This window comes from Croceitalea marina (assembly GCF_042684265.1).
Taxonomy (GTDB): Bacteria; Bacteroidota; Bacteroidia; order Flavobacteriales; family Flavobacteriaceae; genus Croceitalea; species Croceitalea marina.
In genome coordinates this window covers 32,832-48,970 of the sequence record NZ_JBHULB010000081.1, presented here as the reverse complement: position 1 = coordinate 48,970, position 16,139 = coordinate 32,832, and the positions used below count along the sequence as shown (strand labels likewise).

Below are 16,139 nucleotides of genomic sequence, written 5' to 3'. Positions count from 1 at the left end.
TAAAGAAATAGGTTTCAATACAAGATTTCTTTACACCATTTAACAATAAGTTTTGGCACACCGTCGTCCCATTCACCAGTTTCCCCATTAAATGAATCATCAGGAGTTTTGTGTATGGTATTCCAATGATCTAAACCTGGATATACTACTAATTTATGATCTTGATGTTTAGCCTTATCAAGTATATCTATTATCATATGGTGATCCTCTTCAGACATAATCCAATCATTTGATCCATATAAAATCCGTACTGGCACTTTTACTTTTTGCCATTCGCTCGCTAAATCAATTTTTTGTAATTGATGATAATACTCCATTGGCCTACCATACATATGTCTTCCAGAATGATAATTATATGAAACCAAAGATGGGTTTTCATTAATGACTTCTTGATAGGTTTTTTGCTGAACGAGCATCCCATAATAAAGTGGTATATATCCTTGGTTCATTTTTTTTGTAATTGTAGCTTCATCGTCACCACTCATTTGTCTTATACGCCTTTCGATTTCCAGCATATGCTCAAACCAAGTCTTATAAAAAGTACCTTCTGATATTATCCCAGCTAAATTAAACTCATTCGCAAGAAGTGGAGCTAACGCACTTCCTAAACTTGAACCGTATACAACTATGCGTTTTGAATCTACATAGTCTTTTCCTTTAAGAGTCCTAATTGCTGCTCTATAACCTTCTAGTTCAGTTAAAAAATCAGTCTCGGAACAATCTCCATCACTATCACCAACACCAGGCTTCTCAACTCTCATTACGACCATATTAGAGTTCTCAACCAGGTATTTTATTTGCTTAGACCAATTACCATTTCGACCAGGAAAAACTTCTACAGTGCTGCAACTTAGACCTTGAACTAATATGAGAGATGGGAATTTGCCTTTTACATTCTTTGGGCGAGTTATTATTGTTCTTTGTTTTATCCCAGCATCACTTACAATCTGGCCATAAATAGTTTCAACATTCTCATTTTCCTCAAGGGGGATTGCATTTAAAGAGAGTTTAACATTAAAAACTTCATCTAGACGCCTTACCATCAACTTTATTTCTTTATCCTCTCTTAGACTATAGAATATGGTTGACCACTGTTCCAAAGAAGATACATGCACGCCGTCAACTTTTAAAACAATATCCCCTACTTTAATATTTGCCTTATCCATAGGACTATTTGGTTCAATCGATACAACTTTTGCTCCAAAACCATCGGTTGGTTCTTTAAACGATGCTTGCCAATTCCCTCTCCTTGAGAGTTCCTGACCTATTACCAAACAAGGGAGAATAAAAAGGATTGATTTTAAAATGTTCTTCATCTTATTGCTTATTATTTCGCATATTGCTGAAAAAATGACGTATAGGAAAACTACAATTAATAACGCTTATTCCATTATTTTTATGTAACCCTAGAGTGTTCTTATATGTAACTATCAATTTATATGACAAAATTTTCCAAAATACTTTTAGGAGAGTATCATTTGTTCAATTCAAGAATATTCACGCATGTTCTTTTTTGGCTTTTTTACTATATTTTTTTTAGCCTTCTATGGGTTAAAGAAGGGAATTACTTTAGGTCTTTTGAGCTTGAATTTGTTCTTATGCCTCTTCGTATTGCAGCTTCTTACGTTGTATTATATTATTTAATTCCCCGTTTTTTATTAAAAGAAAAAATAGAACGGTTCCTTACACTCTATTTGACCCTCATATTTATTGCCGGGGTTTTACAAAGAGTTTTGAACTATTACTTTCATGAGTGTTTTTTTATAGAAACCTCGAACCTCGTAGAGTTAAGTCCTTATTTTCGTTCTATCGTATTGATAAATACTACTGTAATGTTACTTTCTTCACTTAAAATTTTTTCTGTTTGGAGAATAGAAAACAAAAAGAACCGTGAGGATTCTGAGGAATATCTAGAAATAAAATCAAACAAAAGAATTTATCGAATTCTGCCCTCCGAAATTAAATTTATCGAGGGAATGGGAAATTATTTAACCACTTATTTAGTGAATAGAAAACCGTTAATTGCGTACATGTCGCTAAAAGAAATGAAAAGTATATTACCAGAAAATTTTGTGCGAATACACAAATCGTTCATTATTAATAAAAACCTTATTGATTCCTATAACAACGAAAGTGTTGAAATAGATGACAGAATCATTCCTATTGGTAAATCGTTTAATGGACAAGAACTATGAATGAACTAAAACCCAAATGCAAACTTGATGTCTTTAATTTTCTAAGTATTGCTTTCTATACTCAGAAGGAGAGCATTTATTAAATTTACGAAATGCAGTATTAAATGTTGATACCGAATTAAAGCCGCTATCGTAAGCCACTATTTCAATCTTTTTATTTTGGTATTTTTCATCTTTTAACAGCTTCTCAGCTTCTTTAATTCTATATGCATTTGTGAAACTTGAAAAGCTTTGTTGAAAAATAGTACTAAATACCAACGAAAGTAAATGCTTTGGAGTCTTAGTATATTCTGCAAGCATTCCCAGATTAAAATCACCATCTAAATAAGGCCTCTCATCCATCATTACCTTTTCTATAGCCTTGGAATATATCTCGGCCTGGTTCTTTGTGATATTAATATTTTGATACTTTGATTCCACTTTAACTGTAAGTAGTTCCTTGTTTCTAAATAAAAAATAACTGGTTGCATAAATAACTAAAGCATATAAAATAGGACCTGTTATATATTCGTGGATTCCTAAAACATAATTTGTAAAATATAAGAGGCAAAAAAGACCAATTGCAACGAATAAAATAATAATCATTCTTAATGACTTTCCATTTTCTTGATAAATCCTTTTTAGAAAAAACCCACCAATAATCAAATAACCCACGGTCAGGTATAACAACGCAGTATATCCACCTTGATACCAAAAATTATTTAGGGTTAAAAAAGGAATAGTTAAAAAAAGAGCTAAAGGAGGAACAAATAACAATGAGATAACCCATCGATTCAATTTATTCGACTGCAGTCTCTTTGATAAATAACATAACAGTACTGGCACAATGAATGCATGTGCAGCAAAACCTATATTAAGGAAAATATTATTTTCAATTTTGAAAAAATACCATCCTATAGATTTTATTAATCTTAAAGAGATTAATAGGAAAAGTAATCCAAGAAGAATTCTTTCCTGCCTTTCAAGTTTCTTGGAGAAAAAAAAGAATATCGATAGAAAAATACTTTGTATTGTGCCAGCTCCGCACAGAAAAATTCCGATTAACGTAAAATCCATATTCAAAAACCTCAAATTAATTAAACAATAGTACTGATTAATTAATCGAGGTTAAAATTAAATTTTAAGGTTATAATCTAGTATTATATTCAAATGCCGAAACCCATGATAAGTTTTAAAAACCCGTACATTTTTTTCCTGATTTTTTTATCGCTTGGCACAAGTTCAATCATTTATTCTCAATCCAAATATAAGCAGAGTGAATATGTTTGGGATCTTACGGAGATATATAATTCAGATATAACTTGGGAACATGATTACAATGAAGTAAATACAATTCTTAAATCTAAAAATTTTCAACATATACCCAATTTTGATACATCTAGGCAATTGCTGGAAGTATTAGAAAATCTATCCCTTCTAAGAGTGAAAATATCCAAAGTGGCATTTTATTCCATTTTAAGATGGGAAGAAGGTAATGTCAAAAACGGAGAACAGTTTTTGGAAAAAGGCGAGACTTTACTGGCTGATTTTGAAGCATTGTTAGCAGAATTAGAAGGTAAAATACTTATTCTGGATAAAAAAAGCCTACAAAATTGGGTCTCCACTAATAAAGATCTTTATAAACACCGTCATTGGTTAAATCAGCTTATTGATCAAAAAGAACGTAGATCTACACCAGAAGTAGAATATGCTTTAAGAAAAACCAGAAAATGGATTAGCAGCTCAATAGATGCGTATTGGGAAATACAAAATATTAATAATATCTGGCCAAAAATGAAAGATAAGAACAATGAAGAAATTCTTTTAAATAGATCTGCTTTTAGAGCAATTAGAAATTCAGCTAATACTGGATACAGGGATAAAATGGCTCAGGCTTACTACAATAGTTTGGATAACGTTCAAAATGTAATGGCAGGCTTATATGTAAGAAAAATAAAATCTGAACTTGAATTGGCACAATTAAGAGGATTTTCTGATGGAATTGATGCAAACTGGTTTTTTTATGGAGGTGTACCAGAAGGTGGTTATCAAATTTTGTTAGAGGTAGCTCGAGAGAATAAACAAGTACTTCAACGCTATGCCAAATTAAGAGGTAAAATACTGAATAATGGTATGTTAACTTATTTAGACTTTTTTAGAACTCCCAAAGCATTAGAAAACTACAATTATAACTTTAATTCATCAATGGATATCGCTTTTGAAGCCTCCAAAATGATTAGTAAAGAATTTCATGAAAATATGAAATTTGCATTCGAAAATAAAAACTGGATGCATCTCGCAGATGTTCCAAAAACCTCAAGATACCATATTCGGCCTCCGGTGTCTGGAATACATCCTTTTTTTATTTTGAAGTATAAACCTGCTATTGTTCAATCGAGGGCTTTAGTGGGTGGTCTATTCAGTTTAGCCGCAAGTGTCTCAAGTATTGGAAAAGATGGTATTGATGTTTTTGAGACTGAAGCTCCAACTCATATTTCGGGCACAATTTATGCAGGAGATATTTGGTTTGATAAAATGATTTCCTCACAGAGCGCTAAAAAAGAAGAGAAAATTGCTCATCACCTTCAAACTTTGGAATTCTTAAAGAGGTTTTTTAAAAATTCCATTCTAATAGAGCTAGATTCAAAAATCCAGAAAATGATAATAGATGGTAAAGCTATTAGAGGAAAAGATGTTTCTAATCTATACTTAGATATTTTAAGAGACTATTACGGTCATGACCTCTATGTTATGGATATACCAACATATTTAAAAAATGACTGGATTACTGAGACAGCAGTGCTCTTTTTACCAAAGTATGAACATCATTTTTGGGCACCTTCCATAGCCATTGGGGCTGCTATGGCTACTGACAAAAAGTTTAAAGGTCTTTTCACTTCTCCTTATAAAAATGATAGGTATGACTCCTATTCCGTTTTGAAAAGAGAGGGAATAGATCTTAGCAATAAAAAATCATATCAGTATTTAATCAAGCTGATGAATGATATCATGGATGAAATTGAGAAAGAATTAAATGATTATTAAAAAAACTGAAGTAAGTAAAACTTTTTGGAGGCAGAAAAGCCCCAGATCTTACCAAACTTCATCCTATCTTTTTGCGAGGTAAATCATAATTCTTGTCCTAGAACTTTCTTCAAACTCTCTAAATCATTCTGATTAATATCCAGTTTAAAATATGCTTTATCAAATCTTGGTTTTTCCAGTTTCACTTGGTTCAAAATCTTTAGTAATTTGTTTCGTTCCTTTTTCCAATTCTCTTTGAGGATATAGTTGTCGTATTGGGTAATCCTATCTTTTTTTAAGGATTGCTCAAACATTCTTTTTTCAAACTCCAAACTCTCCTTTCTGTCCCTTTCTTCATTCTCAGCGTATTCAAACAACTTCTTTAGTTTATTATGAGTCGGTTTTAATTGTTCTCGTTCTATTCTTCGTAACAGTTCCTCTATGTAATCAAAGCGTTTATTTAGTCGATGCTCAAATCCCATATGGTCCATCAAGTATTTGTTCTTTGGGGAGATATTCGCTCCTTCAAAGAAGTCCATCATCAATTCCAAGGTAAGCGTATGAGACTTGGATATCTTCTTTGAAAACTCCCGATATCTTCCAGCTGTAATCCGACTGATGCTTATTGCCGAGAATTCACTTTTTCTCTTCTTTTTAAGTTTCATTACAGTAATTTTTTTGAGGTTTTATTGGGTTTGACAGTCTTATTTCTTGTTTTTGTGACAAAAATTATTTTGACACTATTTTCAATTCATTGAAAATCAATGGCTTGAACAACGTAACATCGCTTTAGCGTGTTACCCTCTTGCTTTACAAACCTTATTCGCTACGCTGCTAAAATTTGTAAACTTTGTTCAGTGCTTTTCATTGAAAAAGTAGGTCGCGCCCTATCCGATTTTTTCTTTACGCTTATCTTTCCGAACACTAAAAAAGTCGTACAGGCACCATGCGCTTTTAGTTTTGGTAAGATTTGGGGACTAAGCTTCTTTCAACTTCCTTCTTATTCTTTAATTTCTCCATCAACTCCTGCATATCCTCCCCTACTTTCTTCTGTACCACTCTAGCATAGATTTGGGTCGTGGACAGCTTTGTATGCCCTAAAAGCTTGGAAACTGTCTCTATGGGTACTCCATTGGACAATGTTACCGTTGTGGCGAATGTATGGCGTGCGACATGGAAGGTTATGTTCTTATGGATGTCACAGGCCTTGGCGATTTCCTTTAGGTTTTTGTTTGTCTTTTGGTTGCTTAACACTGGTAACAATTCTCCTGTCAGTTGCATTTCTTCCTTGTACTTCTCCAAGATTTCCTTGGCCTTGGGCAATAATGGAATTTTAACCGTTTCATTTGTTTTTGCCCTTTTGGTATAAATCCATTGGTGGCCATCTATCCCTATCATGACTTGGTCGGGCCGTAATTCTTTGATGTCAATGTATGAGAGTCCCGTATAGCAACTGAACAAGAAGACATCCTTTACCGTTTCCAGACCTCGGGTCATAAAAGAAGTGTCTTCCAATAGTTGAAGTTCTCTTTCTGTTAGATAATCCCTCTCGTTTCTTATAAATCTGAGCTTATAATTTCTAAATGGGTCTTTTTCCAGCCATTCCATTTTTAGGGAAAGATTGATGATCTTTCGCAATCGTTCCATGTGCTTCATTACCCCATTGTTGGTACAGGTCTTTCTTGTCGTCTTGGGTTCATAGGTCCTTATATAGTTTTCGAAGTTCACGATGAACTTATAGTTCAGCTGTACCAAATAAATATCATTGGTCTTTAGTTTTTCCTGTAAAAACTCTTTTAAGTACTTCTCCGTGGAAAAGTAGTTCTTTAACGTTCCAGGTTTGAGCTCGTTGTTGATGTTCTTGTTGTGATATTCCACTGCTTGCATTAAGGACATCCGTTCCTCGTCCTCCCCGAAGTACCTTAGCTTGATTCCCTTTGCTGTGATAAGCTTCCTTTCAGAGTGCAATTGTTTGTGGGCGTTGAGGACTTCGGCATATACATCATCCAGATAGCTGTTCAATAAAATCAGGTTTTCACCGGTTTCTTTGGCCCTGCACCTAAAAATGTCCCAATTGCACACCGCAATGTCACGTTTGATACTGAATTCTGCCCGTTCTTTGTTGACCGTAATCCGGACATAGATGTCCAATCTTTCGGGGTTGTTTCTTTTTTTCCTAGTGAAGAAAATCACTCCTAATGTGCTGTCCGTACGCATATCTTTAAGTCTTTTGGTTAAACAATTTTTGTTCAAAGACTACATCTAAATTGCTCTAAATGATACTTAAAGTTAGCACATATTGTATACAGTTTTGTACACCGAATTGCACACCTAAAAGGTGGTTTTAAACGATATCAAATGATTGCAGAAAAAATGAAAAACCCTGCTAATCAATAAATTAGCAGGGTAATGATGACCGCCAAAAGGCGGTTCGTCGGGGTGGCAGGATTCGAACCTGCGACCTCCGCGTCCCAAACGCGGCGCGATAACCGGGCTACGCTACACCCCGATACTTGGTTATCTTGTTGCTATTTTCAAGAAAATTGCGGAGAGAATGGGACTCGAACCCATGCGACACTTACGCGTCGACAGATTAGCAATCTGCTCCGTTACCACTCCGGCACCTCTCCTAAAAATCTTTATTAATGAACTTTCGCTTAAAATGCGGATGCAAATGTACATTTTTCCACTACGAATACACAACAATTTATTTACTTTTTTTCAAGCTTCTTTAACTGGTTATTATTCAGGATACTCTACCCTTAGATGGTAAATATTGGTCAGTTTTTGTTTCAGAACTTTCTTTACAGCTTCAATTTCTTTAAAAGTGATATTGGCATTCAAGTATTGGTTCGCCTGCATTTGGCCTTTCACTATTTTTTCCACAAACTCGTCTATCATACCATAAGTCGGTGATTTAAGGCTTTTAGAAGCTGCCTCAACAGAATCTGCCATCATTAAAATTGCAGTTTCTTTAGAGAAAGGTATCGGGCCGGGATATCTAAAATTTGCCTCATCTACATCTTCATCGATTTCTTGTTGCTTTTTATAAAAATAATACACTAACGAAGTACCATGGTGGGTTCTTAAAAAGTCAATTACTCGGTCTGGCAAGTTATACTTTCTGGCTAATTCTATACCCTCAATAACATGGTCTATTATAATCTTTGCGCTCTCTTTTGGCGGTAGTTCATTATGCGGGTTGGCATTCGTAATCTGATTTTCAGTAAAATAAGCTGGCCTATTCATTTTGCCTATATCATGATATAAAGCTCCTACTCTCACTAACATGGCGTTCGCCCCTATTTCATTGGCAGCTGCTTCGGCCAAGTTCGCTACTTGCAACGAATGATGAAAGGTACCCGGTGCTTTATTTGAAAGTTCTTTTAATAGTTTGGAATTGGTATCTGAAAGTTCAAGCAAAGAAACATCGGAAACCAAACCAAATATCTTTTCATATAAATAAATAAGTGGCTGGGCAAATAGCGTAATCATACCATTTAATAAGAAAATACCAAAAGTGACCCATTCGATATTATCAAGGTTGCCTTCATGAATAATGTGGAAGGCAAAATATCCGACAATATAAATAAACGTAATCTGACCGACAGATATAAATAAGTTAGCTCTTTTATAGAGTTCCGAAACCGAAAGAATAGTTACAATACCCGCTATTATTTGCAAGAATATATACTCAAAACTATTAGGCACTACAAAACCTAAAATGAGGATGGTCAGCACGTGCACAAAAAGTCCGAGACGTGCATCAAAAAAGTTCTTTAGAATAAGTGGTAAAATGCACAAAGGCACCACATAAACATAGTTTTCATTGTTCTTAACGACTAGTGTGGTCACGAATACCATTAAAAGAATATTCACAAAAATAAAAGTGACCTTATTGTTATTTGCAAAAATCTCAGGGCGGTATTTTTTTAAGAACAAGAACAGCATGACCAAAACCAATGCGACCAAAACTGTATATCCGAAAAGTATAAAGTAGTAATTGCTACCTTTCCATAGTTCTGATTCGTATTCTTGCTTTAAAGAATTAAGGATATTATAATTATCCGATTCTACGACTTCCCCTTTTGCTATGACTAGCTTGCCTTCTAAAATATTTCCTCTAGTGAAAGAAACTTTAGAAAGCTCCTCTTGCAAGGCTTTATCCGAAAGACTTTTATTATAGGTAACATTTGCTTTTATAACGGAATTAAGTACTCTTACCAATTCAGCTTTGTTAGCTCCAAGTCGAAAATTATCAATGTAAGAAGCTATAAACGTATTGGAATTAGAGACATACTTTATGCTGTTTTGCGGTATAGTTCTCGCAGTGTTATTTCGTATTAGAAAAACCTCATCACTACCTATTTGTTCTTTAAAAAGTCCATCTTTATAAATAGAATCTAAAACAGCTTTACCTGCCGAGTATAATTTATTTCTTTCGCTAGTTGAAAGGGCATCTGAAGAAAAGGCACTCTTGAAATTGACTTCATATTTATTCAATACCTCTTGATAAACTTGTTGATCAAAAGTGTAATAATCTGCCTTATTGGACTCCAGTAACTTTCGTTCAGCAGAAATATCCTCATCGGTCTTCTTAATTGAAAAATCGAAAGGAGCATATAGATTCTCATACTGCCAAGGCTTTCCTTTTTGAAAGTCATACTTGAATTTACCACCTCTCGGAAAGAAAAAAACAATTAGGGCAATGGAAATAAAGTATAGCACATACTTGTAAATCACCGACTGTTTCTTATAAAAATCATCAAGTGTTTTGCCCATATAAAAAAGCTCTAAGCTCAAAAATAAAGAAATCTAATTTCATGTATCCCATAAATCATTAAACTGTTGTAATGCTGTTAATTTTAGTATTTTCGCAGGAACAAAATTACTAGTATGAAAGAAGTTGTTATTGTCTCTGCAGTTAGAACACCAATAGGAAGTTTTATGGGTGCATTATCTAATATTCCAGCACCAAAATTGGGAGCAATTGCTATAGAAGGAGCTCTTAAAAAAGCAAATGTAAAACCCGATATGGTTGATGAAGTACTTATGGGCAATGTCGTTCAGGCCGGAACTGGACAAGCACCAGCCCGTCAAGCAGCTATTTTTGCAGGAATCCCCGAGACAGTACCCTGTACCACTATAAATAAAGTATGTGCCTCGGGCATGAAAACTGTAATGCAGGCGGCTCAGTCCATTGCTTTGGGATATAATGAGATTGTCGTTGCTGGTGGGATGGAAAACATGAGTCTTATTCCGCATTACGTACATATGAGAAATGGTTCAAAATTTGGCCCTGCAACTTTGATTGATGGAATGCAAAAAGATGGGCTAGTAGATGTCTATGATCAGAACGCCATGGGTGTTTGTGCAGACGCTTGTGCTACCGAGCATGATTTTTCTCGTGAAGATCAAGATGCATTTGCCATTCAATCATACCAACGCTCCGCAAAAGCATGGGAGGAGGGTAAATTTAAAAATGAAATAATTCCTGTTGAAGTACCTCAACGAAGGGGTGAGCCAATTGTGGTCAATGAAGATGAGGAATTCAAAAATGTTAGAATGGAGAAAATTCCGGCCTTAAGACCAGCATTTTCTAAAGACGGAACGGTTACTGCCGCTAACGCCTCTACCATAAACGATGGTGCTGCGGCATTGGTATTAATGAGTGCGGACAAAGCAGCCGCTTTAGGTATAAAGCCACTAGTAAAAATTAAAAGCTATGCTGATGCCGCACAGGAACCGAAATGGTTTACTACGGCTCCGGCTAAAGCATTACCAAAAGCCTTAGATAAAGCAAGAATAGCGCTGAATGATGTTGATTATTTTGAATTCAATGAGGCATTCTCGGTTGTTGGTTTGGCCAATATGAAGCTTTTAAATCTTGAAGACAGCAATGTGAACGTTAATGGTGGGGCAGTTTCCTTAGGCCATCCGTTAGGTTGCTCTGGAGCAAGAATTATAGTTACTTTAATTAATGTGCTTGAGCAGAATAATGGTAAAATTGGAGCTGCAGCTATATGCAATGGTGGTGGTGGTGCTTCAGCTATTGTCTTGGAACGAAACTAATTTCGACCAGTAGCATGCAATATGGAATTTGCCACTTAAGCATCGTTCCCGTTAGGGTATCACCCGATGATTCTACAGCGATGGTAACCCAACTAGTATATGGTGATCTTTTTAAAATAAAAGAAAATCGTAAACACTGGGTTCGTATTGTAGTTGCATTTGATGGACAAGAAGGTTGGGTTAGCAAGAATCAATTTAAGTTAGTTTCTGAAGAAGATTTTAATAAACTTAACATTGATAAAAATCAAATCTTAGCTACCGATTTCATATCACATATATTAACTTCGGAAGAAATCTTTCAACCCATTACTTTAGGAGCAAGAATAGATGTGAGTGGTTTTTTGGGCCAAACTCATGAAGGAAATTCTCAAAAACCAAAACAGGACAAATCTAAACTAGTCGAGACAGCGCTTCTCTTTTTAAATGCGCCATCCTTATCAGGCGGTAAAACTCCATTTGGTGTAGATTGTTCTGGTTTTACACAAATGGTGTATAAGGCAAACGGTTTTAAGCTATTTCGAAATACCGAAAAGCAAGCTACACAAGGTGAGGCTTTAAGTTTTATCGAAGAAAGTGAACCTGGTGATTTAGCATTCTTTGATAACTCTGATGGAATTATAGATCATGTTGGTATTATTTTGAAAGATAATTACATTATACATTCTTACGGATATGTAAGAATTGATAGAATAGATCATACTGGTATTTTCAACCCTCAAGAAAAAATATATACCCACAAGCTTCGGGTCATCAAAAAGATCATATAAAAAAAGCCTTGACAATTGTCAAGGCTTTTTTAAAGAGTATATTTTAAATCTACTCACCTAACAACTTTTTAATTCTCATGAAGTTTTCAGTATCACCAAGTGCACCGTAAATGTTCTTTAATTGGGATAATACACCTTCATTATCAGGGTTCATTTTTAAAGCTTCTTCTAAAACCTTCGAACCTTTTAAAAATAAATCATCCTTCTTTTTCTTTAACTCATCATAGCGGGCTGTATCCGCTCTTGATGTACCTAAGGTATTCATCTCATCGATCAAACTGTTTCCTTCGTTTACATATGACGTAGAAAGGTTTAGTTGCGCATTCACATAGCTAGGGTCTATTTCAAGCACTCTTAAATAAGCAGCACGTGCTTCTTCTAAATTACCCTGTTCCATGCTTATAACTCCTATGTTATACATTAAATCTGGATTATCTGGAGCCATGGCAGAAGCCTTTGCCATAAGTTCTTTGAACTTATCTTTATCACCAAGGGTATAATATAAATTAGCCTTGTTTAAAATTAAATTTACATCGTCGGGGTTACTTGCAATAGCATCTTCGTAAGCTGCTAAGGCCTCTTCATTTTTGCCTTGTTGCTGATAGATAAGAGCAACGTTCTTTACAATTTCAGCTTTCTTAGAAGGGGTTTTTTCTTCTTTAGGATCTTTGTGTGTACCTGCTTTTACATAAAGATCTCGGGTCGCTTCGTCCATTTCTTCTACTTCCCCGGTTTCCACATTTACCGCACTATATTTTACTGCACTTCCATCATAACCTATCTCTTTTAATTCATTATAATACTCTAACGCTGTATCATAATGGGCACCATTAACTGCACTACTCGCCGCATAGTAAAGGTAGATAGTATCTTTCGGGCTTAGTTTGTAACCCATATATAATTTCTCAGCTCCTGCTTTGTAATCTTTATTGTTGTTATCCTCTACAGCAGCATTGATAATATCCGCTGTCATTTGACTTAACCTTTGCTGCGCATCTGCAGTAAACTTCTTTTTACCTGAAGTCTCTTCTACTGAAATAACTTTATTCAGAGCGTTTATTGCGGGTTCAAACTCAGAAAGATTGGCGTAAGCATTACCTAAAATGGAATACGCCTGAGCCTGGTATTTAGCATCAGCACCATCTATTAGGGACTTTGCCCCTTCCAAAATAGTTTTTGCTTCGGCTGCATTGCCACTTTTCATCGCTTTATCAGCAGCTTTAATCTCATTTTTTTGTGAAAATCCTACCATCGAAATCATTGCGGTAAGAAGTATTAAAATCCTTGTTTTCATTTTTAATGTAATATTTAGTGTTTATTGTTTATTCTTTTGTTTCGGTATCTGTATTATCAAGAGCCGTGCCATCTTCCTCATTTACCTCAATATCAAGTATATCGGTACCCTCAACGGCATCTTCATCTTTCATTACCTTGGCCACTGCCGCAATACTATCGTTGCCTTTTAGGTTGATAAGTCTAACACCTTGGGTTGCACGCCCCATCACTCTTAAATCTTCCACACCCAAACGTATCGCAATACCTGATTTATTAATTATCATTAAATCGTCAGAATCCGTTACATTTTTTATAGCAACCAGACCTCCTGTTTTATCAGTGATGGAAATGGTCTTTACCCCTTTTCCACCTCTATTAGTTACGCGATAATCGTCTATGTTAGATCTTTTGCCATAACCATTTTCTGAAACCACAAGAATATTATCTTCAAAATTATGCACAGATACCATTCCTATTACCTCATCGGTATCGCTTGCCAAAGTAATTCCGCGAACCCCAGAGGCATTCCTTCCCATAGGTCGAGTTTTACTTTCTTCAAAACGAATAGCTTTTCCTGATTTAAGCCCTAGGAATATTTCGCTTGTGCCCGTAGTAAGTTTAGCTTCAAGCAATTCATCATTATCCTTAATGGTTATGGCATTTATACCATTTTGCCTTGGTCTTGAGTACTGCTCTAAAGAAGTTTTCTTTACAGTACCTTTTTTGGTTGCCATGATTACATAATGACTATTTACATAATCCTCATCCTTTAAATCTTGTGTACAAATAAAGGCTTTGACCTTATCTTCACTCTCTATGTTAATAAGGTTTTGTATCGCCCTACCTTTAGAAGTTCTGCTTCCTTCAGGTATTTCATAGACACGCATCCAGAAACATTTTCCTTTTTGTGTAAAGAAAAGCATGTATTGGTGGTTTGTACCAACAAATAGATGCTCTAAAAAGTCTTCGTTACGGGTAGATGATGCTTTTTGACCGACTCCTCCCCTGTTCTGCGTTTTGTATTCGGTAAGTGGCGTACGTTTGATGTAGCCCGCATGAGAAATAGTTATAACTACTTGCTCATCAGGTATCATATCTTCAATACTCAAATCTCCTCCTGCAAAGTTAATTTCGGAGCGACGCTCATCACCATACTTATCTTTTACCTCAATTAACTCATCTTTTATTATTTGCATTCTTCTCTCCTTCTTATCCAAGATATCTTTCAAATCTTCGATAGTAAGTAAGAGTGCATCATATTCTTCTCGTAATTTATCTTGCTCTAGACCCGTTAACTGTCGTAGGCGCATTTCTACAATGGCTTTCGCTTGAATTTCAGTTAACTTGAATTCTTCCATCAAATTGTTGCGAGCCTCATCAACATTCGAAGAACCCCTAATAATCTCAATAACCCTATCTATATTATCAGATGCAATAATTAAACCTTCTAGTATATGCGCTCTATCCTCGGCTTTTTTAAGTTCAAACTTGGTTCTTCTAACAACTACCTCATGACGATGTTCAACAAAATGATGAATCATCTCCTTTAGGTTAAGCAACTGCGGACGCCCATTAACAAGGGCAATATTGTTAACACTAAAAGACGATTGTAAAGCAGTGTACTTATAAAGCGTATTTAAAACGATATTAGGAATGGCATCTCTTTTAAGAATGTACACGATACGCATACCCTTTCTATCAGATTCATCCCTTATCGCTGAAATACCTTCAATCTTCTTATCATTTATTAGGTCAGCCGTCTTTTTGATCATGTCGGCCTTATTGACTTGATAAGGTATTTCAGTAACAATGATACTTTCCTTACCCTGTACTTCTTCAAAGGTAGCTTTGGCCCGCATTACTACTCTGCCACGACCTGTATGAAAAGCCTCTTTAACACCATCATATCCATAGATAATACCTCCGGTAGGAAAATCAGGTGCCTTTATGTGTGTTATAAGTTCATCGATTTCAATGTCATGATTATCTATGTAGGCGATGGTACCATCAACTACTTCAGAAAGATTGTGTGGCGGCATATTTGTTGCCATACCAACAGCAATTCCAGATGCCCCATTAACCAGAAGTTGTGGAACTCGAGTAGGTAAAACAGTAGGTTCTTTCAATGAATCATCAAAGTTCAATTGATGATCGACTGTATCCTTATCGATATCTGCCAACATATCGTCAGCGATTTTTCGCATGCGCGCCTCCGTGTAACGCATCGCAGCGGGGCTATCACCATCTACCGAACCAAAGTTACCTTGTCCATCAACCAACATATACCTCAAACTCCATTCCTGCGCCATACGCACCATACTGTCGTATACCGAGGTATCACCATGAGGGTGGTACTTACCCAAAACCTCACCTACGATACGGGCCGATTTTTTGTGGGCACTATTTGAACGAACCCCCAATTCATGCATGCCGTATAGCACCCTTCTATGAACCGGTTTTAAACCATCCCTGACATCAGGTAGGGCACGTGACACAATGACCGACATTGAATAATCAATGTAGGCAGATTTCATTTCATCATCAATGTTGATAGGTATCAATTTTTCTCCTTCAGCCATATTAAAATCTTGTTGCTTTTGTAATTAAAATATCGTAGCAATATACGTAAAAACACATGTTTCAAAACGCTTGCCGATTACTTTATTAAAAAAATTATCAACATTAAAATTAGGCCGAATGCTATCTTTGAAATTTGTTAAAGAATCTAAAAAAAGCTCTTTTTTTCGCCTTTTACCCCTTGTTTATCGAATATGGGTACAGTATTTGGTCATTGTTGGATTAGTTTTATTAATTTTAATTGCTGAAT

Annotated in this window: 11 protein-coding genes and 2 tRNA genes; 4 read left to right on the top strand and 9 right to left on the bottom strand. The window is 35.5% G+C overall.

Annotated features, from left to right (window positions below; genetic code table 11):
• Positions 1 to 14: 14 nt before the first annotated feature.
• Positions 15 to 1,316: an alpha/beta fold hydrolase gene (locus ACFSQJ_RS17260; RefSeq protein ID WP_377768168.1), complete on the bottom strand. Its 1,302-nt coding sequence runs from the start codon at positions 1,314 to 1,316 to the stop codon at positions 15 to 17.
• A gap of 123 nt (positions 1,317 to 1,439) precedes the next feature.
• On the opposite strand from ACFSQJ_RS17260, the gene ACFSQJ_RS17255 reads away from it, so the two are divergent.
• Positions 1,440 to 2,195 (top strand): LytR/AlgR family response regulator transcription factor, encoded by a 756-nt coding sequence (locus tag ACFSQJ_RS17255; protein WP_377768167.1) that lies wholly within the window; start codon positions 1,440 to 1,442, stop codon positions 2,193 to 2,195.
• 33 nt (positions 2,196 to 2,228) lie between these two features.
• Here ACFSQJ_RS17255 and ACFSQJ_RS17250 read toward each other — a convergent pair whose 3' ends face one another.
• Positions 2,229 to 3,251 (bottom strand): helix-turn-helix domain-containing protein, encoded by a 1,023-nt coding sequence (locus ACFSQJ_RS17250; RefSeq protein WP_377768166.1) that lies wholly within the window; start codon positions 3,249 to 3,251, stop codon positions 2,229 to 2,231.
• 105 nt (positions 3,252 to 3,356) lie between these two features.
• Between ACFSQJ_RS17250 and ACFSQJ_RS17245 the strand changes: the two genes are divergently transcribed.
• Positions 3,357 to 5,219 (top strand): hypothetical protein, encoded by a 1,863-nt coding sequence (locus ACFSQJ_RS17245; protein WP_377768165.1) that lies wholly within the window; start codon positions 3,357 to 3,359, stop codon positions 5,217 to 5,219.
• Between the two features lie 83 nt (positions 5,220 to 5,302).
• On the opposite strand, the gene ACFSQJ_RS17240 is transcribed toward ACFSQJ_RS17245, so the two are convergent.
• From ACFSQJ_RS17240 to ACFSQJ_RS17220, 5 genes are all read right to left on the bottom strand, one after another.
• A complete protein-coding gene (locus tag ACFSQJ_RS17240) occupies positions 5,303 to 5,863 on the bottom strand; it encodes a BfmA/BtgA family mobilization protein (protein WP_377768164.1) in 561 nt (186 codons plus the stop codon).
• A gap of 289 nt (positions 5,864 to 6,152) precedes the next feature.
• Positions 6,153 to 7,451, bottom strand: a complete 1,299-nt coding sequence (locus ACFSQJ_RS17235) for a site-specific integrase (RefSeq protein ID WP_377768163.1) — start codon at positions 7,449 to 7,451, stop codon at positions 6,153 to 6,155.
• Positions 7,452 to 7,632: 181 nt separating this feature from the next.
• Positions 7,633 to 7,707, bottom strand: a tRNA-Pro gene (locus tag ACFSQJ_RS17230).
• A gap of 37 nt (positions 7,708 to 7,744) precedes the next feature.
• Positions 7,745 to 7,828: transfer RNA gene (locus tag ACFSQJ_RS17225), tRNA-Ser, on the bottom strand.
• A 112-nt stretch (positions 7,829 to 7,940) separates the two neighbouring features.
• Positions 7,941 to 9,980, bottom strand: a complete 2,040-nt coding sequence (locus tag ACFSQJ_RS17220; protein WP_377768162.1) for an HD family phosphohydrolase — start codon at positions 9,978 to 9,980, stop codon at positions 7,941 to 7,943.
• A 114-nt stretch (positions 9,981 to 10,094) separates the two neighbouring features.
• Here ACFSQJ_RS17220 and ACFSQJ_RS17215 point away from each other — a divergent pair, with 114 nt between their 5' ends.
• Positions 10,095 to 11,270, top strand: coding sequence for an acetyl-CoA C-acyltransferase (locus ACFSQJ_RS17215; protein ID WP_377768161.1), 1,176 nt, complete (start codon positions 10,095 to 10,097; stop codon positions 11,268 to 11,270).
• Positions 11,271 to 11,284: 14 nt separating this feature from the next.
• On the top strand, positions 11,285 to 12,037 hold the full coding sequence (locus tag ACFSQJ_RS17210; protein WP_377768160.1) for a C40 family peptidase: 753 nt from the start codon (positions 11,285 to 11,287) through the stop codon (positions 12,035 to 12,037).
• Between the two features lie 49 nt (positions 12,038 to 12,086).
• Here the strand turns inward: ACFSQJ_RS17210 and ACFSQJ_RS17205 are convergent, their stop codons facing one another.
• Positions 12,087 to 13,331: a tetratricopeptide repeat protein gene (locus tag ACFSQJ_RS17205; RefSeq protein WP_377768159.1), complete on the bottom strand. Its 1,245-nt coding sequence runs from the start codon at positions 13,329 to 13,331 to the stop codon at positions 12,087 to 12,089.
• A 28-nt stretch (positions 13,332 to 13,359) separates the two neighbouring features.
• Positions 13,360 to 15,891 carry a DNA gyrase subunit A gene (gene gyrA / locus ACFSQJ_RS17200; RefSeq protein ID WP_377768158.1) on the bottom strand — a complete coding sequence of 844 codons (2,532 nt, stop codon included), beginning with the start codon at positions 15,889 to 15,891 and terminating at the stop codon, positions 13,360 to 13,362.
• Between the last annotated feature and the right edge of the window lie 248 nt (positions 15,892 to 16,139).